The following is an 18,757-nucleotide window of genomic DNA, read 5'->3' as shown; positions in this document are numbered from 1 at the left end:
ATATTGTGGGTATTACGAGTGTGGGGTAGTGGTCAGTCCGTTAGAGAAGGTGGAGATTCGGCTGAGCTGGGAGCAAGGCAAGCTACAAGAGAACAGCAATGTAGTGATAGAGAAGAACGTGACGGAGCGTTGGCAATTCGTAGGGGCATGTCGCTTGATTTGGTAGGGATGTATGGTTCTTTTCTTTCCGAAGGGGCGAATTTACGCCCCTTCGGAAGGTATGCAAAAATTCCACGTATCGGGTCACATATGACCCGATACGTGGAATTTTTGCGCCGGCGCATATCTGGCCGGGCATGACACGCAGCGGAGGTAGGCGGGGTGTGTAGACGTTTGTGCCATCACAGGTGGCGCGTGTGGGGAAAGGTTGCTTCCCTGGGAGTGCTCCTTTTAGGAGGGCTTGTTGCCTGCACTTCAAGCGCAGCCGGGTCAACCTCCAACACGCGGCCGGGGGTGCGTATGACGATCACCAGCCGCTACCCCTTCGATCGCACTATGCAGCTTTTGGAGAGCGCTTTGCGCACGCAGGGCTTTAGCGTTTTTGGTATTGTTGACTACCGCGAGGCAGCCCACAAACAGAACTTGGATATACAACCTGCAAAGCTTATGGTGGTGGGCTTCCCTAAAATTGGCACGCCCCTCATGCTCGAGGATCCTTACTTTCTTCTTCGTGTCCCTCTGTACCTTATGGTTACCGATGTGCGCGGGAAGACGCGCGTGTCGTTCCACAATACGCGTGGACTGATGGATAGCTATGTAGAGCTTTCTGATATGGATCAGGCCATCGAGTTAGTAGAATCCATCGTCAAGAAAACCCTTGCAGAGTAGGACGTTTTGGAAAAGAAATTTGCGTTGCTCATCGATGGAGACAATATCTCCCCTAAATTCCTTGAGGGAATCGTCGGTGAAGTGTCTAAAGAAGGTGATATCCACGTTCGCCGTGTCTACGGTGACTGGACTACCCCTAACATGAATGGGTGGAAGGGGCTGCTCACGAAAATTCCTATCCGACCAGTGCAGCAGTTTCGGTACGGGGATAACGCCACTGATAATACCATCATCATGGAGGCTATAGAGCTCGCGAACAATAACCGGGCTATCAACGCCGTGTGCATCGCTTCTACCGATTCTGATTATTACAGTCTTGCGCTCAAGCTGCGGGAGTACGGTCTGTACGTGCTCGGTATTGGAAAACGAAACGCGCGTGAGATTTGGGTTTCTGCGTGCAACGAATTTAAGTACATCGAAAATATTGAAACTGAGCACTTTGGCCTGAGCGCGGGGTTTGCGTTTCATACTGAGTCAGATGCTGCTGCAGTTCCTGGTGCAGGGGTCGATGCCGTTGAAGAGGATACTGGGGGTTTTGACTTAGGGAAGCTCATTGCGCACGCTTACAGAAACTCGCGCATGACCGAAGAAGGCTGGGTGAGCCTTTCAAATTTAGGAAAGTCGCTGCGCATCACAAAACCTGAGTTCGACCCTCGTTCTTACAATCATAGTACCCTGCGGGAAATGGTGGAGGCTCTTCCTGAGCTTTTTGAGGTGCAGTCTGACCGACGTATCCCTCCCAATTATTGGGTGCGTGCAGTGCGTGGTGCCCACAAGCGCACGGTGCTCTACGGTGTTATCAAGCGTTTTCGTGAGCGTGATCGGTGGGGTGTTATCAGTCATGAAGAGCTTGGTGATTTTCGTTTTGTGTACAGCAATCTCAAGCGTGAGTGTCGTGCTACTGCCTTGCCTGAAGGTACAACGGTCAGCTTCTCTGTGTTTCGTATGCCCAACGATCAGGGTAAAAGTGATGAAGAGCGTCACGGGCGCGCTGCCGACGTACTCGTGGTGAAACGGGTGGCCGGCTAGCAGACGGGAGTCTGTAACGTGCACCGGCGTGGTGCGGAGGTGCCGCCCGAGTGCGTTAGCACCCTCACAGTAACCGAGGCCCGCGTAGTGTGTAGCGGGCGTATCCTCATTTTTGTGGGCCCTTGTGTGAGAGTTTTAAACATGCTAGAGTGAGCCCCGCGAGGGGTGCGTGCGTGAACTTCAGTCCTAATACGCTGGGATCCTTTGAAAGCTGCGCTGAGGTTGTGAGGTCGCTCGGGTGTGCCCTTGTCGATCTGCAGTGGAGCGTTTCCGCTGTTTCTCGGCGTGTGCAGCAGGCTCAGGGAAGGGCGCGTGCCGTTATTTACAGCGCAGGGGGAGTGACGCTCGACGTGTGCGCGCGCGTTCATCGAATACTGGTGCCGCGCCTTCAGGCTCTCGGTGGTGTGCGCACTGTTTTTCTTGAAGTCGGCTCCCCCGGGGAGCGGGTTATTCGCAACGCCGCGGAGTTTTCCATCTTTTTAGGGGAGACTGTGAAGGTCTGGTTTTGCACGGGGCAGTTTCAGGTTGGGACTCTTGCGTTTGCGGATGAGACTTGCCTTACCCTGACCGCCGGCGGAGTGCCCGTTACTATCCCGTATGTTCAGCTAACAAAAGCGCAGTTACATCCTGCAGTCCGCGCTTGAAAGGGCTTTTGGTCTGCACCTTCGCCCAAAATCGCCTAAGGAGCCGCCTATGTTCGGCGTCAGTAACGATGACATTAGAAAGTATGCGCAGGAGAAGGGGCTTGATGAAGACTTTGCCTTTAAAATCGTCGAGCAAACACTGAAGGCCGCTTATAAGACTACATTTAAGACAGATGAAAACGCCGTCGTTACCTTTGGTGAGGAGCGGGTGTGTATCTATGCGCGCAAGCGCGTGGTTGAAGAGGTGTACGACCGCGTCTCGGAAGTGGATTTGTCTACGGCACTTGAGCTTGATCCCACTACTTCTTTAGATAGCGAAGTGCTGGTGGAGCTTGAGTCCGAAGATTTTAAGCGTGGATCTGTGCAGGCTGCCGTCCAGCGTATCACTGAGCTGAGCAGAGAAATTCAAAAGGACGCTCTGTATGCTGAGTACAAGAGCAAAGAAGGAGAGATTATCGTTGGCTACTACCAACGCGCGCGAAACGAGCATATCTACGTTGACCTAGGAAAAGTTGAGGGCCTGATGCCAAAGTCGCACCAGCTGCCCCAGGATGATTATCGTCAAAACGACCGCATTAAGTCGCTTGTGCGTGAGGTGCGCAAACATCCAAAGTCGAGCGTTGTCCAGCTCATTCTTTCACGAACTGACTCTGCTTTTGTAAAAGAGCTGCTCGCCGTGGAGGTGCCGGAGATCTACGACGGTATTGTTGAGGTGGCAAAAATAGTGCGGGAGCCAGGGTACCGTACAAAGATCGCCGTCACCAGTAGGCGTGATGATGTGGATCCTGTTGGTGCCTGCGTAGGTCCTCGGGGCATACGCATCCGCATGGTTATTAAAGAATTGAATGACGAGAAGATAGATGTGCTTGAGTATTCTCCGGATCCAGTTATTTTCATCAAAAATGCGCTTTCTCCTGCTGAGGTGCTGAACGTCGTGGTACTTGATGAGGAGAAGCGTTCTGCACTTGCCATTGTTGCTGAAAGCCAGCTGTCTATCGCGATAGGAAAGCAAGGTTTGAACGTGCGTTTAGCGAATCGGCTTGTGGACTGGAATATCGATGTGAAGACAGAGAGTCAGTTTGAAGAGATGGATGTGTACACTGACACGCGTCGTGCGGCAGAAAATCTTTTTGATAACGATTATCAAGAAGAGTCTGAGTTTTCTTCATACGTGGGATTTACGCCGGAGCTCATTAAGATTCTGCAGGACAACGGTATCCAAGACGTACAGACTTTGGTAGATTTGGGCGAGGAAGGCTTGCGTGCGCTTGAGGGCATGGACGAGGCGCACGTACAAGAATTGCTCGCCGCCATTGAGGAGAATTTTGAAGTTGTCGAGGAGGGGGAGGAGGCTTCAGTTACATCTTCTCCCGGGACTGGTGGTGATGAGGATCAGGCGTTGCAGTGTCCTGAGTGTGGGGTGCGCATTACTACTGACATGAGTGAGTGTCCTCACTGTGGTATTGGCCTCAGCTTTGAGTTTGAATACGAAGAGAACGAGGAATAGGAGAGCTATGACCCTACGAGACAATACGCCTAAAGACACTTCCCGTGTTGCTAGTGAGCAGGCTGTGCGTTCACCGGTGACGTCTGGTCAAACTACCTCTCGTACACGGGCGGATGTTGACGTAAAGGAGAAAAGACTCGTAATAAAGAAGACAATCAAAGTGCGCGCAAAGAAAGTGGTTGCCAAAGTTACTGCTGCGCGGCGTGTGTCGTGCGCGGATGAAAATCGCACGCCGGGCGACGCGAGTCAGGCGACTATTTCTGCCGCGCCCGAAGATAAAAAGCAAGGTTTCCCTGACATTCGGGAGGATGGCGTTGCGCGTGGTGTATCTGCCTCGTGTGGCGCTGTGCAGAACGCTGCGTCTGCACAGGTTCCCGGTGCCCGTACTCCGGGGGTTATAGGCGTTCCTGTTGCCAGCAAAACGGTGGAGGAAGCAAGGGGTGGGGGAGCTAAGCGGGTAATCACTAAGCGTGTGGGTGGGGTTTTCGTGCTTGATGACTCTGCGGCACGCCCTAACCGAAAGGCAGGAAACCTTGCATCTGGCGCGCGCCTTTCTCGGTTTAGCCGCAGTGATCGTCAGCGCAGCGATGGGTTTTCTGGTACTCAAGCGCGTGCTAACGCAGGTGGTGTGCGGCGTGGAGAGGGCCGTCCGTTTGCTCGCGATTTCAGTCGTGGGTCCACGGGTGGGTATCGGCCCGCAGTGAGAGGTCCGGCTCGGCCGGCTGGACGTGTTGGTTCGGGTCCAAGAGGGCCGGCGCCCCTGCAAGTAGGTGCTGGTAAGCCTGCCCAGAACAAAAGGTCTTTCCGGGGCAGAAAGCAGCAGACATATCAGTATCAGCATAAGGATCGTCTTGAACTGGAAGAAAAGCTTCTCCAGCAGAAGAAGAAAAATAAGGAAAAGCTTGCGGCGGTCCCGCGCTCTGTTGAGATCATGGAGTCCGTTTCGGTTGCAGATCTCGCAAAGAAGATGAATTTAAAAGCCTCAGAGCTTATCGGTAAGCTTTTTGGCATGGGCATGATGGTTACCATGAATCAGTCTATCGATGCGGACACCGCCACGATTCTTGCTTCTGAGTACGGGTGTGAGGTAAGGATTGTCAGTCTTTACGATGAAACAATTATCGAAAGTGTAGGTGACGAGCATGCGGTGCTCCGCGCACGTCCGCCAGTAGTGACTGTTATGGGACATGTTGATCACGGAAAAACTAAAACGCTCGATGCCATCAGAAGTACGCGCGTTGCTGAGGGGGAGTTTGGCGGTATCACGCAGCATATTGGTGCTTATGCAGTCTCTACTCCGAAAGGCTCAATTACCTTTTTGGACACGCCAGGTCACGAAGCTTTTACCATGATGCGCGCGCGTGGAGCAGAAATTACCGATATTGTGGTGCTCATCGTAGCTGCAGACGATGGGGTAATGCCCCAGACGATCGAAGCGATCAATCACGCAAAGGCTTCGAAGGTTCCCATTATTGTTGCAATCAACAAGATTGACCGTGCGGATGCGAACCCGAATAAGGTCATGACGCGCCTTGCTGAGCTTGGCTTAGCTCCAGAGGAGTGGGGTGGTGATACCATGTACGTGAGTATTTCTGCGCTGCAAGGTATTGGGTTAGATCTGTTGCTAGATGCCATCATGCTGCAGGCGGAGGTGATGGAGCTTCGTGCAAATTACGGGTGTTGTGCAGAAGGGCGCATTATAGAGTCTAGGATTGATCACGGGCGGGGGATTGTCGCGAGCGTTATCGTGCGTCGTGGGGTGCTTCGTGTTGGTGACACGTACGTTGCAGGTGTGTACTCAGGGCGTGTGCGGGCAATTTTTAATGATCAAGGGGAGAAGATTCAGGAGGCGACTCCTAGTATGCCCGTTGAAATTTTAGGGCTTGAGGGAATGCCCAATGCGGGTGATCCTTTTCAGGTTACGGATTCTGAGCGTATTGCACGGCAAATTTCGCTTAAGCGTCAGGAGTTGAGGCGTTACGAAAATGCGCGCAACGTGAAAAGGATAACGCTTGACAAGCTGTACGAGTCTATCGAGAAGGGTTCGGTTTCGGAGTTCAAGGTTATTATTAAGGGGGACGTGCAAGGATCGGTTGAAGCGCTCAAGCAATCGCTTGAAAAACTTTCTACCGATGAGGTGCAGTTGCGTGTCATTCATTCGTCGGTTGGTGCGATAAATGATTCTGATGTTATGCTCGCAGCTGCTGATTCAAATGTGACCATTGTTGGTTTTAATGTACGTCCCACTCCCCAGGCTGCGGTTCTTGCAGAAAGGGAAAGAGTAGAAATCAAAAAGTATACTGTCATCTACCAGGCGGTGGAGGAGATGGAGCGAGCTATGGAGGGTATGCTCAAACCATCCCTCAAAGAGGTAGTGCTCGGTTCGGCGGAGGTGCGCAAGGTGTTCAAGATTCCCAAAGTGGGAAGCGTTGCAGGAGTATATGTGCTTGAAGGGGTAATGAAGAGGAACGCCATTGTTCACGTTGTGCGCGATGGGATTGTCCTGCATTCGGGGAAGGTTTCCTCATTGCGGAGAGAAAAGGATGATGTGAAAGAGGTACACAGCGGCTTTGAGTGTGGGGTTGGAGTTGAAAATTATTTTGATTTTAGGGAGCGTGATCGGCTTGAATGCGCGGAGATGAAGGAGGTGTCGAGGAAACTGAAGGATGCCGCTCTTTCCGATGCGGCGCGCTTACAGGGATGAAACAGGTAAGTCAGTTAAGGGTGCGCAAATTGGGGGAGCATATCCGCGCAGAAATAGCGCAGCTTATTATGCTCGGCAAAATAAAGGATCCACGTGTTTCTCCCTTTCTCTCTGTGAATTGGGTGGATGTGTCTGGGGGGATGGTCTGTGCGCGGGTATATGTGTCGAGTTTTATGGGTAAGTACAAAACGAAGCAGGGAGTGCAAGGCTTAGAAAGCGCGGCAGGTTTTATTCGCTCTGTCTTGGCTAAGAAACTCCGTCTGCGGCAGTGTCCGCGTCTTAGCTTTGTGTATGACGAGAGTGTGAGGGATGGATTTTCTCTTTCGAGAAAAATAGATCGGTTAGAATCCGGCGGTGTGCAGACTGAGCATGCCTGACGCTATTGTTCCTTTCGCAAAGGTTTCCGGTCTTACGAGTTTTGCGGCACTGGCACAGGTCAGGCGTCTTCTGGGAGTAAAAAAGGTAGGGCATACGGGGACGCTTGATCGCTTTGCTGATGGGCTGCTGTTGCTTTTGGTAGGGGGCTTTACCAAACTCGCGCCGGTGATGACTCGCTTGGAAAAGAGTTACGAGGCTCGTATCCAGTTTGGGGTACAAACAGACACTCTAGATCCGGAGGGGGCTGTCGTGCGGTGCTCCTTGTTCCCAACATTTGCGCGCGTGCGTGCGGCGCTGCCTCACTTCACTGGGAGTATTGATCAGGTGCCGCCTGAATATTCGGCGCTAAAATTCGGAGGTGTGCGTGCGTCCGACCGGGTGCGGCGTGGGGAAGCAGTGTGCATGAAGGCTCGGCGTGTGTTCGTCTTTGACTTGCAGGTACTAGGTTGCGAGGCGGATCTGGGTGAATTCAAAAAGACGCAGGCGGGGAGGGGGGCTGCGATTGCTGATCTTGATCTGACGCGCGTGCGTGCTGTAACGCTGTACGTACGTTGTTCGGCAGGCTTCTACGTGCGTGCACTTGCGCGCGACATAGCAGCCGCTTGCGGCTCTTGCGCGTATGTTTCACATTTACGGAGAACACGCATTGGACCCTTTGATCTTGCACAGGCGGCGGGTGTGTCTCGTCTCGGGTCCTGGACATGGGGCAAAGAGCGTGCGTCTTGCGGTGCCGCTTGCTTTGATGTGGGTGCTCCACCGCCTCCGTCCTCAGGCGGCGTGGCGACCGATTCAGTCTCTTTCGGGTGTGAAGACTTGACGGTGCGTGAGATTAAGCAGGCAGTGGTTAGCTGTGATGTGGACTTTGCGAATCGTATTGGACTTACGGCGTGTTCAGTGCATGCGCAGTATGCGTCGCGGTTTTTGCATGGGGAAAGAATACGCGCATGTTGGTTCCAGTCGTTTGGTACGCGAAGGCCCGGGGAACGTGCGTTGGTGTTTTCCGAGGGTCGCTGTCTTGGATTAATAAGGAAAGCGGCGAATGGGTTTTCGTATGATGCGGTATTTTGTACGGAGTGAGGCGTGCGCATTTTTCGTTGGTCTCAGTTGCAGGAGGGTGCATGTATAGCGTGTGATCGGGGAGCAGCAATATCGGTGGGGGGGTTTGACGGTCCTCACCGGGGACATGCTTTTCTCTTCGATAAGGTGTTTGCCGCTGCGTGCGCTCCTGTGGCCGATCGGGCGCGGTGCACCGGGCTGATCACCTTTACTCATCCTCCCAGGAAGCACAAAACCTCTTCTTACGAGGGGGATCTGTCAACGCTGCGTTTGCGACTCCGTTATTTTCGTGCGCGCGGCTTTGATTTCGTCGTGCTCATTGACTTTTCCAAGGATTTTGCTAGAATCCCGGGTGGTGTCTTCTTCAACACCCTGTTGCGTGCAGTGAGGGTGTGCTACCTCGCAGTTGGTGTCGACTTTCGGTGTGGACATGGGCTGGACACCGGGGTCCGTGAGCTGCGTCGGCTTGGTGATGCGCATAGCTTTGTCTGCGACGCGGTGGGTCACTACACTCTCGAGGGAGTTCGGGTGAGTTCGAGCGCGGTACGCCGTGCGGTGCGCTGCGCAGACTTTGAGAGCGCGCGGCGTCTGCTGGGGCGTGCGTTTTCGCTTGACGGGGAGGTAATTCCCTGGCAGCAGAGCGGGGGGTGTGCCCGCACGTTGTGCGCCGAGCGTGGGCGTGTGAGTCAGACGCTTCCACCTGAGGGCGAGTATGCGGTACGCCTTGTACAGGGGAGTGGGGTGGGTCTGCGTGCGCAGCTTAGTGTGGGTTCCTCTCTCGTGCAGCTGAGGCTCGGTACCGAGGCGCTGTCGCATGGGCGGGAGGCGCTTGACTCTATCGAGTTCGAGTAGGAAAGGAGAAGGAGAATGGCACTGACAAAGGAACGTACTGCTTCGGTAGTGCAGCAGTACGGCTCAGGAGAAAAGGATACAGGATCTTCGAGTGTGCAGATCGCTCTTCTCACTGAGAGGATTAGGCAGTTGACTGACCACTGTAAGGTTCATCCGAAGGACAAAAGTAGCAACCGGGGGTTGCTCGTTCTGGTGGGGCGTCGTCGTCGCCTGTTGAGATATTCCCGGCGCGTGAGTATGGGGGCGTATCGTTCGCTTGTCAAAAGCCTCGGTTTGAGGAAGTAGGGGCTTTGCATGGGGAAGTTTCGCAGTGCGTGCCGCCGAGGGGTTGTGCATAGGACGGTTGTCCGTTCTGCTTTCTTTGTCTAGCTTCGCAGGTGGCTGTGCCAGGGCTTGGTGCGGCCTGCGATACATTCTGTTCTTAGGAAACGTATGAAACACAGCATAACCGGCACTATTGGGGACCACCCCCTTCTCCTTGAAAGTGGGTATCTGGCGCGGCAAGCGAACGGGTCCGTGTATTTACAGTGTGAAGGTACGGCGATTCTCGCGACCGTATGCTCCTCTGCTCAGCGACAGGAAGGGCTCGACTATGTCCCGCTCACTGTTGACTTCAACGAAAAGTATTATGCGGTGGGGAAGATGCCTGGCGGCTTCATCAAGCGTGAAGGCCGTCCGAAAGACAGAGAGATTCTCATTTCGCGCCTCATTGATCGTCCGATGCGGCCGCTCTTTGAAAAGGAGTTTGGACGTGATATACACGTTGTCCCTACGTGCATATCGTCGGATATGGTCCATCCTCATGACGTCTTGGCTATTGTTGCCAGTTCAGCTGCCGTTACTCTTTCGGATATCCCCTTCCATGGACCGGTTGCTGCAGTCCGCGTTGCATATCTGAACGGTTCCTATGTTATTAATCCTACCTTTTCTCAGATTGATGCCGCCAGTATGGAGGTTGTCGTTGCAGGCACTAGGCAGGGCATTACCATGGTGGAAGGTGGTGCGCGAGAGGTGTCCGAGGACCTCATGCTCGGCGCGCTCGAACAGGCACAAGAGCATATTAAAGCCCTTTGCGATATGCAGGAGCGTCTGCGTGGACTGTGTGGCAAGGAGAAACAGACGGTTATCCCTTCTTCTGCGCAGCTTGTAGGTCGCGATCGTATTTATGAGCTCGCCTATCCGCGTCTTGCGCAGGCTTTGTATGCACAGGGGAAGGGTGAGCGGCGCAGTGCCTGCGACGCGGTGAAGCGTGATGTTGCACAGCAGTATGCTGCTCAGCTTGAGAACGATGTGCAGCGCAGGTTGTTCGACGCGTTGTTCCACGAGATGGAGTATGAGATACTACGGCTGAACATTCTTGACAGGGGTTTGCGCATCGATGGCCGTGCCATTGATGCCATTCGGCCCATCGCCTGTGAGGTCGGGGTGTTGCCGCGTCCGCATGGGTCTGCGGTGTTTACCCGGGGGGAGACTCAATCGCTCGCGGTGGTCACGCTCGGTGCTATGTCGGACGGGCAAGTGTACGACGACATCGAAGGGGATAGACGGGAGAATTTTATCCTTCACTATAATTTTCCTCCTTTTTCAGTGGGGGAAATAGGGAGAATGGGGGTTGGTCGGAGGGAGATTGGGCACGGGTGTCTAGCGCATCGTTCCCTCTCGGCAGTCATTCCGGATCCAGAACAGTTTCCTTACACCGTGCGTGTGGTTTCAGAAATTTTGGAGTCGAATGGATCTTCCTCCATGGCGACTGTGTGCTCAGGGACGCTTTCTCTTCTCCATGCAGGGGTCCCAATCAAAAAGCCTGTTGCGGGAATCGCGATGGGGCTCATCACCGATGGCGTGCGATATGCGATTCTTTCGGATATTTTGGGTGAGGAGGACCATCTCGGTGATATGGATTTCAAGGTAGCAGGTACGTGTGACGGCATTACCGGTTTTCAGATGGATGTGAAGGTAGAGGCGGTGTCTGCGTCTCTGATGAAGGAGGCTTTGCAGCAAGCTCGTGTAGGTAGGCTCCATATTCTTTCTGTCATGAATCAGACAATCAGCGCACCGAGCGTGCACATTTCTCGCTATGCGCCGCATATTGAGAGTTTTAAAATAGCGGTTGAAAAAATCGGCGCGCTCATCGGTCCTGGGGGGAAAACCGTTAAGTCGCTTTCTGACCAGTATCGGGTGACTATCAACACTGATAGTGACGGTACCGTAACCGTCTCCGGAAGGGATGCGCAGTCCGTTTTCGACGCAAAGGTCGCCGTGGTGGGCCTTACTGAAGATCCTCGGGTAGGGAGGGTGTATCAGGGTGTAGTGAAACGAATCGTAGAGTTCGGTGCTTTTGTGGAGATCTTTCCAGGGAAGGAAGGACTCTGCCACGTTTCAAAGCTGTCGCGCAGCCGCGTGTCCAAAGTCAGCGATGTGCTGCAAGAGGGTCAGCGGATATGTGTGAAGTTGATTGATATCGACAGGATGGGTCGTTTGAATCTTTCCTATATCGATGCTCTTGAGGGGAAGTCTGGAGGTCTGGACACGACGAAATGATCCGTGTGCGAGCTGTCGTGTATCCGGGAGCTTCTTTTCCCGAGTACCAGACGTTAGGCTCAAGTGGAGCCGATTTGCGGGCCTTTCTTCCCGGAGGACCGCTTGAGGTTCATCCCCTGGGCCGGGTTCTCGTCCCCACGGGTGTTTGTGTGGAGCTTCCTGTGGGGTTGGAGATGCAAATTCGTCCCCGCTCTGGGTTAGCACTCGAATACGGAGTGACGGTTTTAAATTCCCCGGGAACGATAGACGCTGACTACCGGGGGGAAATACGCGTGTTGCTTGTCAACCTTGGGCTAGCTGCTTTCGTAGTCTCCCATGGAGATCGTATCGCGCAGGCGGTGATTTCTTCTGTGCTCCGTGTTGAATATGTGCGCTCCGGTAGTATCTCGCTGACTGAACGGGGAAAAGGAGGGTACGGATCCACAGGGGTTCTGTAGTTACCTAGATGTGGAGAAGAGTGCTTTTTGTGTACGTGTGCGAGGTAGTGTTCAAACACATCCTGGTGGGCGTGCTGTGCTTTTTCTTGGTTTTTTTTGTGAACAACGTACTGCTTTTTGCGCAGACATTACTTACCAAGCACGTGAGCGCTGCGGACGTGGTCCGGCTGTTGCTGTATTCCATTCCCGCTGCGTTGATTTACGTTACTCCTTTTGCCGTGTTGGTCGGTTCCCTCTTGGGGTTGGGGCGGCTGCGTAACAACCTTGAACTGCTTGCGCTGCAAGTGCTGGGCGTTTCGCCGCGGTTTTTGATATTCCCTCTTTTGTCGATTGGTTTGTGCAGTGCGCTTTTTGTATTTGTTTTTAGCGACGTGGTGGTACCTGCAAGCTTTATACGATTAAGGCAGGTGTATTGGCGCGTACTCAGTTCCGTGCCATCCTTGGGATTTGAATCTCACACAACTAGAAAACACAATGGGGTTATACTGTCGGTTGGTGAAGTATTTCACTCCGTTATGTATCAACTTTTAATTGTCGACAAAAGCGATTCCCGTAGTTTGAAGGTTGTGAGTAGTAGAAAGTCCGTACTCGAATCGAGCGCAGATCAAACTGTACCGTTTACGATACGAATGCATGATCCTTGTATGCTCATTGTATATCGCACCCGCCCCCGTATTTGCGATCTCATTTACGGTGGAAGAGCTGACTATCACGTGCATACGCAGCAAACACAACCAGAGTATTTTATGGGATTGGGGCCGGGTGGCTTTTCGACCTGTAGTTTATACCGGGAGATACAGGAAAAAATAAAAGCAAAGGAAAACCCGAGACATATCGCGACGTACCAATTGGAATTCCAAAAAAAATTTTCTCACCCGATAAGCGTAGTGCTTTTTATTTTTTTGTCTTTTGGTTTGAGTACACTTAGCAATATTTCTTCCCAGGGGAAAGGATTTGTAGGAGGGCTTATTGTTGTACTAGGGTATTGGATTATCTCTATCGGAGGACAAGAACTTGCGTTGAGGCTTAGTATTGTTCCTTCCCTTGCACTGTGGATTCCAAACGCCGCATTGTTTTTTACTGCATTGATTTTGTCAATGAGAAAATCTGCAGTATGAAAATACTGCAGGTGTATATGTTGGACATGTTCTTACCAATTTTTTTTCTAGTGCTCGTGTGTGCGAGTATGATTCTCGATGCTATTGATATTCTGGTTAATCTTACGCAGTTTATTTCGAATGGGTATCGTTTTTCTTCTTTGGTGAAGATATGGTATGTATCTATCCCACATTATGTACTGCTGTGCTGTCCTTTGTCTGTGCTTTTTGCTGCAACGTATACTGTGCGAATCTTGTATGTCCAAAATGAATTTCTTGCCATCCATTTCGGTGGGTTATCTTTTTTTAGTATCGTAGGCCCGTGGTTTGGTTTTATGTGTTTCTTAGCAATTGGAATATTTGCATTTGACAATAGTGTGGTAGTTGTTTCTCAGTCAAAAAAGGATGAAATCATTGCACGTACTGTGAGCTATGCTCAGGGGAATAGTGAAAATGACGTTGTTGCTTCTTCTTTTGATGGTAAGATAATCTCCATTGCGGGTGCGTATCACAGAGGACAAAAGGTGCTCGTTGATATGTTAGTTATTATGAAAAATAGTAACGGTACTATTCAGAAGCTTATCGAAGCACACACTGCACATTGGCAGAAAGACAGGTGGGTTCTTATAAAACCGGTTGTATATACTATCACTCATGAAATGAAACTTATGGTTTCTGAATATCTTGATTCTTTCGAGTTGAGAGAACCGCTTGAATTATTTGATCATCAGGATTTTTTAACAAAAGGTATGTCCATCCAGAAAATAAAAGAGACGCTTCATACGTTAAAATATGCGTCAAAGCCTCATAGAGAGTTGTCAATCCGATTCTACAAGAAATTTTATTTTCCTCTTACGATGTGCATTATGCTCTGTTTGTCCTTTTTGACAGGTTCTTTTCTAAAAAAGAGATCGCTCATCATGTACATCTTTTGTAGTGTAGTCCTTGCAAGCGCATACTATGTTGTTGAAATGACGAGTATCGTCTGTGCGAGGGAAGAATATTTTTCTCCATTTTGGGGAGTGTTTTTTCCCGTCTTGACGTTTTTGTTTTTGATCTTTTACGTGTGGTGTGCTGGATTCATGCAGGAAAGACAGTATCGTGCATCTTCGCTCAGACAGTCCGTCTGTCTTTAAAATAGAGAGATATAGAATGGAACGGAGGGGAAATGGGGTGAAAGGGAGCAGTCTTTTCGTGCACTACTGTAGCGTGCATGTAGCAATCCTTTTCTTAGGGAGGGGTGTCCCCATGTTTGCTAAGGAAACGGGAACGCAGCACGTGCAAGAACAGGAGCGTCATATAGATATCACTGATGAGAAAACGGTTCTTCTAAAGAAAAGGATGAATACCATCAAGTATGGATTAGTTTCTGATATTATCTCCTTGATAGAAGAGTTAAAGAAGGAAAATAACGCCTCATTAAACGAAACGTTGTGTATGTTGTGCGGACGCACAAAAAGTTCTGAATTAAAGGCGTTGTTGTTTGATTTTTTCTTGTTTCAGAAAAATGATTGTGCGCAGTCTGTTGCGGTGGATGTATTGCAACAGGTAACGGAACATAATCCGATGGTAGTTAAGTCAGCGATACGATACATCTCAGGTCTTGAGGCGAGAGAGTTGACTCCTTTATTAAGGGAAGTGTTGAGCAGTGAAGTGTCTCAGTATGCTGATGAATGCATTGTCGCACTTGGAAACATGGGGAGTACGGAAGATTCCGAATTTTTAGTGAGGTATTATGAGAATATTCATTTCGATGACGATAAAAAGACGTTGATCAGGAAACAAAACGTTATGGCAGCTCTTGAGCAGTTGCATGCTGAGCATGCTTTTGATTTTTTTAAACTGGTGGTAATGAGCTCGGAGGAAAATAGTGTCGTTCGAGCTTCTGCTGCTGTAGGACTGGCAGGTATTGGACGTTCCGATGCGGTGGAAATATTATCCGTGTTATCTGAGGAGTCAGATCCTATTCTGAGAATAGCCTCGATTAAAGGAGCAGGTTTGCTCGATACAGATGAAGCGCGTAATATTGTCATTGAAGGTTTTAGGGATACACATTACAGAGCAAGACTAGAGGCATTAGCAGTTGCAGAACGGGTGTTGTGTGCGTCGTATTTCCCGTATGTTTTGTACCGGGCACAGTCTGATCCCGTTGATGCGGTGTTACATAAGGCTGTTGATCTTGTTGCTAAATATAATCTTGGGGAAGGAAATGATTGGCTACGTGATGTCCTCCTGGATGAGAAAAAAAGCGACACACTGCGTGCACGCGTTGCTGCAGCAGGGATGCAATATACCATCAGTGCTTTGTATCAGCATATCGAGAAGGTAATGCTTGATGTTGTTCTCAACGATACGAAAAAACAGTTGAGGTACGCCCTGGGGAAAGCATTTGCAAAGACACGTACTGAGTTGGGACAGACAATAGCAGCTGCTTACCTCGCATCAAAGGATGTGTTAACCGTGGGTATTGGACTTGATATGTATCAAACAAATCAGTATTCAGCTCTTTCTGAGCACATAGAAAAAATAGCGGGGGATAATAAGTTTGGAGCTCTACAAGCAAAGGCAAGGCAAATTTTAGCACGTCAAAAAAAAGAATCGTGAGGATGTGTTTTCTATAAAAATCTGTGTATTAACTGCAGTGGTGTGTCTGCTGTCTTGAATTCTTTTTTGACGGTGAATATGGAAGTACTTCGTGTAACCAGTTTAACGAAACATTATGGCTCCAGGCGCCATCCGGTACGTGGGTGTGAAGACGTAACCTTTTGTGTTGAAAGGGGACAGGTGTGCGGGATATTGGGGTTGAACGGTGCAGGGAAAAGCACTGTACTTCGCGTGATTGGTGGGTTGATTCATCCGTCTTCGGGGGAAGTGTATGCGTGTCATTGTTCTTTATCACGCTACCCGGTAGGGTATCGGCGTCATATTGGTGTTCTGCATGAGCAGAATCCGCTATACGCAGATATGACGGTTGAGCAACATATTCTTTTTGTTGCCCGCATATTTCAACTTGCCGATGGGGAGGCACGCACCGCTGAAATGATAGAATTATTCCAGTTGCAGTCTGTTGCACACAGACGTGTGCGCAATCTTTCTAAAGGATATAAACAGAGGGTTGGGCTTGCGCAGGCATTGGTACACCGTCCCAAACTCCTTGTCTTAGATGAGCCTCTTTCTGGTTTGGATATTGTATATCTGAAGGAATTCCATAAAGAGATTGTTGCGCAAAACAATAATCTTGCTGTGGTGTTTTCTACGCACGCGGTGCAGGAGATCGAAGCGTTGTGCGACGTGTTTGTCTTATTGCATGCAGGACATGTTCTTTTCTCAGGAAATAGAGCGCAAATAGCAGCGCGCATCGTGCGAGAATTTCCTGAGAAAAAGCAAACAGTAGCATTGCACCTTGAAACAGGAACCTTTATCGCTTTTGTATTTGAGCAGTATATGCAATGGCAGAGTGCACAGGATGCTGCGTGCTATGCAGTGTAAACAATTTTTTACTTTGTATAAAAAGGAGCTGCGTTCTCTACTCACTTCACCGGTAACTTACGTGTGTCACGTACTACTGCACCTTGGTCTGACCATACCGTTCATTGGAGTAAATTTTTGGTTAAATGCGGGGATATCTGAGCTTCAAAGTTTTTTTCTTAATGCACCACTTCTTTTCTGCATTATCATACCGCTGCTGACAATGCATGTATGGTCTCATGAGCGAAAGTCAGGAACCGATACACTGCTTTTTTCTTTTCCGATTGCAGAACGAACGATTGTTTTGACAAAGTATCTATCGCTGCTTTCAGTGTACGGTGGGATGATTGTTGTCAGTACTGCTATCCCTCTTTCTATTTTTTCTCTGGGATATTTTGATTATGCACCCTGTGCTCTTGCATACGTGACGCTTGTTCTTTTTGGTGCAGCTCTTCTTTCGCTGTCTTGTGCGGTAGCCAGCTACGTTTCTTACGCTGCAGTGGGTTTTGTTTTGAACTTTACGCTTGCGGTGATGGCATTGCTGGTGCATATTCCCGCACGAGTGTTCATATCACACAGATATATAAGGGCATGTGTTTCGTGGGTTTCTTTCGTATATCATTTTGAATCTGCCGCTCGTGGCATATTCGATTTAAGCGATTTCGCGTTCTATATTTTTGTAGCGATAGCGGGTATCGAGTTGCAGTGTTTGATTGTAAGGGTTCGTTTTAGGTGAGCAGAAAACATCATATACCCTGTACCGTGATGATTCTGAATATAATGATGAGCGTGTTTGTGACGTTCTGTACACCTGTCCGGTGTGATTTAACAGCACAGAGAGCATATTCCCTTTCGGCACACACCATTAAGCTTTTTGAGAGTGTCGAAAGTACTGTGGAAATAACGTGGTTTTATTCCACCGATGTAGATAGGTACATTCCTACCGTCATATATGTGAGAGATTTGCTTAAAGAGTACGCTCATCAGCTGAGTAAGCAGTGTGCAGTAGCGATGAAGGATATTAATCTCCTTTCTCAGTCTTTGAGGAAAGAACTTGGATTTGTTGCTCGGCGCGTTACGTATACGCGTAACACTGCCAGCATAGCGTACGATGCGTATTCTGCAATACTTGTTGAATATCGTGGTATGGCTCGTGCCGTACCCTTTGTGTCTGACACCAAAAGGCTGGAGTATGACATCGCGCGTTTGATCATCCAGATGCAGCAGGAAATGAGTGCAGATATGATGTCCCGTGGGATATATGTTCTTGCTCCACCAGAAAGTTTAAGTACCACATATGCCCATGTATTACCGCGTTTGCAATCTGAAGGATTGCTCCCAGAGATTCTCTCTATTTCTTTGCCTCAGCTAGATACCCGTATTCCACTTTTGATTTTAGGTTCTGGCTACGTGGATGAACACGCCGTAACCTTACTTGATGCTTTTTTGCAGAAGGGAGGAAACGCATTGTGCTTTGTATCAGGAAATAGCGTGCAACTCAATGATCAATGGACTGTTGAGGAAAAGCGCCATGATTTTCTTATTAATCTCCTGAGCACGTACGGAATTACTATTAACTCAGATCTCATTCTCGACGAGCAAAGTTTTGCTGTATCGTTACCTTCAGTTTACGAAACTCAATACGATAGAGTGTCTTATCCGTTCTGGCCAGTTGTTACTTTGAAACCGTATACGCACGGAGTACCTGTAATGGTACAAGCGGGAATTCAGTTCCTTCGATTATTTTGGCCCTCGTCAATACGAGTTTCTTTTCCTGCCCGTGTATTTGAGTCTACGAGTAATCATTCTCTGTGTATGACTGCGCCTTTTAATATTGATCCTTCTGTTGATCACCTGAAAGATCTTGCAAAAGGTAAAATGCCCGCTCCCCAGGCATTTGTTGCATTTCGTGATTACCCTGGAAAGCTCATGGTAGTGTCCGATGAGTACATGGTCAGTGCAATTGTGGAACATACGCACAACGGAGAAAATCTTGATTTCATGATAAACTGTATTCAGTGGCTGTGTGGTAACGATGGTTTACTTATGCTGAAAAGCAAGAATCCCGCGTGGCTTCCATTGAAATCTTTCCGTGATGAACAAAAGTTCGCACGCATTGTGCACCGTGCGCGCTATCTGAATATCGTAGCTATCCCTGTGCTTATAGGAATGCTGTTTGTGGTGATGCAGATTCTTTATCGGAGAAAACGGTGAGG

17 protein-coding genes and 1 pseudogene (1 of these 18 running past the window's edge) are annotated in these 18,757 nt (G+C 49.8%); all 18 read left to right on the top strand.

Features of this window, described 5'->3' with window-relative positions; genetic code table 11:
* Positions 1-166, top strand: a pseudogene (locus TPANIC_RS05680) (major outer sheath C-terminal domain-containing protein) (it extends 395 nt beyond the left edge of the window).
* Between the two features lie 293 nt (positions 167-459).
* Complete coding sequence (locus TPANIC_RS04415) at positions 460-828, top strand: DUF302 domain-containing protein (RefSeq protein ID WP_014505644.1); 369 nt, start codon at positions 460-462, stop codon at positions 826-828.
* Positions 829-834: 6 nt separating this feature from the next.
* Positions 835-1,857, top strand: a complete 1,023-nt coding sequence (locus TPANIC_RS04410) for an NYN domain-containing protein (protein ID WP_010882337.1) — start codon at positions 835-837, stop codon at positions 1,855-1,857.
* A 173-nt stretch (positions 1,858-2,030) separates the two neighbouring features.
* Complete coding sequence (gene rimP, locus TPANIC_RS04405) at positions 2,031-2,501, top strand: ribosome maturation factor RimP (protein WP_010882336.1); 471 nt, start codon at positions 2,031-2,033, stop codon at positions 2,499-2,501.
* Between the two features lie 49 nt (positions 2,502-2,550).
* A complete protein-coding gene (gene nusA, locus TPANIC_RS04400) occupies positions 2,551-4,008 on the top strand; it encodes a transcription termination factor NusA (RefSeq protein WP_010882335.1) in 1,458 nt (485 codons plus the stop codon).
* Between the two features lie 175 nt (positions 4,009-4,183).
* On the top strand, positions 4,184-6,712 hold the full coding sequence (infB, locus tag TPANIC_RS04395; protein ID WP_010882334.1) for a translation initiation factor IF-2: 2,529 nt from the start codon (positions 4,184-4,186) through the stop codon (positions 6,710-6,712).
* Positions 6,709-7,089 carry a 30S ribosome-binding factor RbfA gene (rbfA, locus tag TPANIC_RS04390; protein WP_010882333.1) on the top strand — a complete coding sequence of 127 codons (381 nt, stop codon included), beginning with the start codon at positions 6,709-6,711 and terminating at the stop codon, positions 7,087-7,089. The genes infB and rbfA overlap by 4 nt, the downstream gene beginning before the upstream one ends.
* Positions 7,067-8,167 carry a tRNA pseudouridine(55) synthase TruB gene (gene truB, locus TPANIC_RS04385; RefSeq protein WP_010882332.1) on the top strand — a complete coding sequence of 367 codons (1,101 nt, stop codon included), beginning with the start codon at positions 7,067-7,069 and terminating at the stop codon, positions 8,165-8,167. The genes rbfA and truB overlap by 23 nt, the downstream gene beginning before the upstream one ends.
* Positions 8,168-8,170: 3 nt before the next feature.
* Complete coding sequence (locus tag TPANIC_RS04380; protein ID WP_010882331.1) at positions 8,171-8,998, top strand: FAD synthetase family protein; 828 nt, start codon at positions 8,171-8,173, stop codon at positions 8,996-8,998.
* Between the two features lie 15 nt (positions 8,999-9,013).
* On the top strand, positions 9,014-9,283 hold the full coding sequence (gene rpsO, locus TPANIC_RS04375) for a 30S ribosomal protein S15 (RefSeq protein ID WP_010882330.1): 270 nt from the start codon (positions 9,014-9,016) through the stop codon (positions 9,281-9,283).
* A gap of 147 nt (positions 9,284-9,430) precedes the next feature.
* On the top strand, positions 9,431-11,539 hold the full coding sequence (gene pnp / locus TPANIC_RS04370) for a polyribonucleotide nucleotidyltransferase (protein WP_010882329.1): 2,109 nt from the start codon (positions 9,431-9,433) through the stop codon (positions 11,537-11,539).
* Complete coding sequence (gene dut, locus TPANIC_RS04365) at positions 11,536-11,976, top strand: dUTP diphosphatase (protein ID WP_010882328.1); 441 nt, start codon at positions 11,536-11,538, stop codon at positions 11,974-11,976. Before pnp ends, dut begins: the two co-directional genes overlap by 4 nt.
* Before the next feature lie 20 nt (positions 11,977-11,996).
* A complete protein-coding gene (locus TPANIC_RS04360; RefSeq protein WP_014342629.1) occupies positions 11,997-13,094 on the top strand; it encodes an LptF/LptG family permease in 1,098 nt (365 codons plus the stop codon).
* Positions 13,091-14,209, top strand: a complete 1,119-nt coding sequence (locus TPANIC_RS04355; protein ID WP_013945460.1) for an LptF/LptG family permease — start codon at positions 13,091-13,093, stop codon at positions 14,207-14,209. Before TPANIC_RS04360 ends, TPANIC_RS04355 begins: the two co-directional genes overlap by 4 nt.
* A gap of 16 nt (positions 14,210-14,225) precedes the next feature.
* Positions 14,226-15,677 carry a HEAT repeat domain-containing protein gene (locus TPANIC_RS04350; protein ID WP_014505642.1) on the top strand — a complete coding sequence of 484 codons (1,452 nt, stop codon included), beginning with the start codon at positions 14,226-14,228 and terminating at the stop codon, positions 15,675-15,677.
* A gap of 78 nt (positions 15,678-15,755) precedes the next feature.
* Positions 15,756-16,562 (top strand): ABC transporter ATP-binding protein, encoded by an 807-nt coding sequence (locus tag TPANIC_RS04345; RefSeq protein WP_010882324.1) that lies wholly within the window; start codon positions 15,756-15,758, stop codon positions 16,560-16,562.
* On the top strand, positions 16,540-17,277 hold the full coding sequence (locus TPANIC_RS04340) for an ABC transporter permease (RefSeq protein ID WP_237249912.1): 738 nt from the start codon (positions 16,540-16,542) through the stop codon (positions 17,275-17,277). The genes TPANIC_RS04345 and TPANIC_RS04340 overlap by 23 nt, the downstream gene beginning before the upstream one ends.
* Positions 17,274-18,755: a GldG family protein gene (locus TPANIC_RS04335; protein WP_010882322.1), complete on the top strand. Its 1,482-nt coding sequence runs from the start codon at positions 17,274-17,276 to the stop codon at positions 18,753-18,755. The genes TPANIC_RS04340 and TPANIC_RS04335 overlap by 4 nt, the downstream gene beginning before the upstream one ends.
* The last annotated feature ends 2 nt before the right edge of the window (positions 18,756-18,757 follow it).

This window comes from Treponema pallidum subsp. pallidum str. Nichols, assembly GCF_000410535.2.
GTDB classification, from domain to species: Bacteria; Spirochaetota; Spirochaetia; order Treponematales; family Treponemataceae; genus Treponema; species Treponema pallidum.
The sequence above is the reverse complement of the archived record's forward strand: the minus strand, read 5'-3'. Positions and strand labels throughout refer to the sequence as shown.

What these genes read in the sequence shown, in the direction of transcription:
- TPANIC_RS04350 (WP_014505642.1), top strand. Translation starts at nt 14,226, where the DNA reads ATGGAACGGAGGGGAAATGGGGTGAAAGGGAGCAGTCTTTTCGTGCAC.
- nusA (WP_010882335.1), top strand. Translation starts at nt 2,551, where the DNA reads ATGTTCGGCGTCAGTAACGATGACATTAGAAAGTATGCGCAGGAGAAG.
- pnp (WP_010882329.1), top strand. Translation starts at nt 9,431, where the DNA reads ATGAAACACAGCATAACCGGCACTATTGGGGACCACCCCCTTCTCCTT.
- TPANIC_RS04355 (WP_013945460.1), top strand. Translation starts at nt 13,091, where the DNA reads ATGAAAATACTGCAGGTGTATATGTTGGACATGTTCTTACCAATTTTT.
- rbfA (WP_010882333.1), top strand. Translation starts at nt 6,709, where the DNA reads ATGAAACAGGTAAGTCAGTTAAGGGTGCGCAAATTGGGGGAGCATATC.
- dut (WP_010882328.1), top strand. Translation starts at nt 11,536, where the DNA reads ATGATCCGTGTGCGAGCTGTCGTGTATCCGGGAGCTTCTTTTCCCGAG.
- TPANIC_RS04415 (WP_014505644.1), top strand. Translation starts at nt 460, where the DNA reads ATGACGATCACCAGCCGCTACCCCTTCGATCGCACTATGCAGCTTTTG.
- TPANIC_RS04345 (WP_010882324.1), top strand. Translation starts at nt 15,756, where the DNA reads ATGGAAGTACTTCGTGTAACCAGTTTAACGAAACATTATGGCTCCAGG.
- TPANIC_RS04340 (WP_237249912.1), top strand. Translation starts at nt 16,540, where the DNA reads ATGCTGCGTGCTATGCAGTGTAAACAATTTTTTACTTTGTATAAAAAG.
- rpsO (WP_010882330.1), top strand. Translation starts at nt 9,014, where the DNA reads ATGGCACTGACAAAGGAACGTACTGCTTCGGTAGTGCAGCAGTACGGC.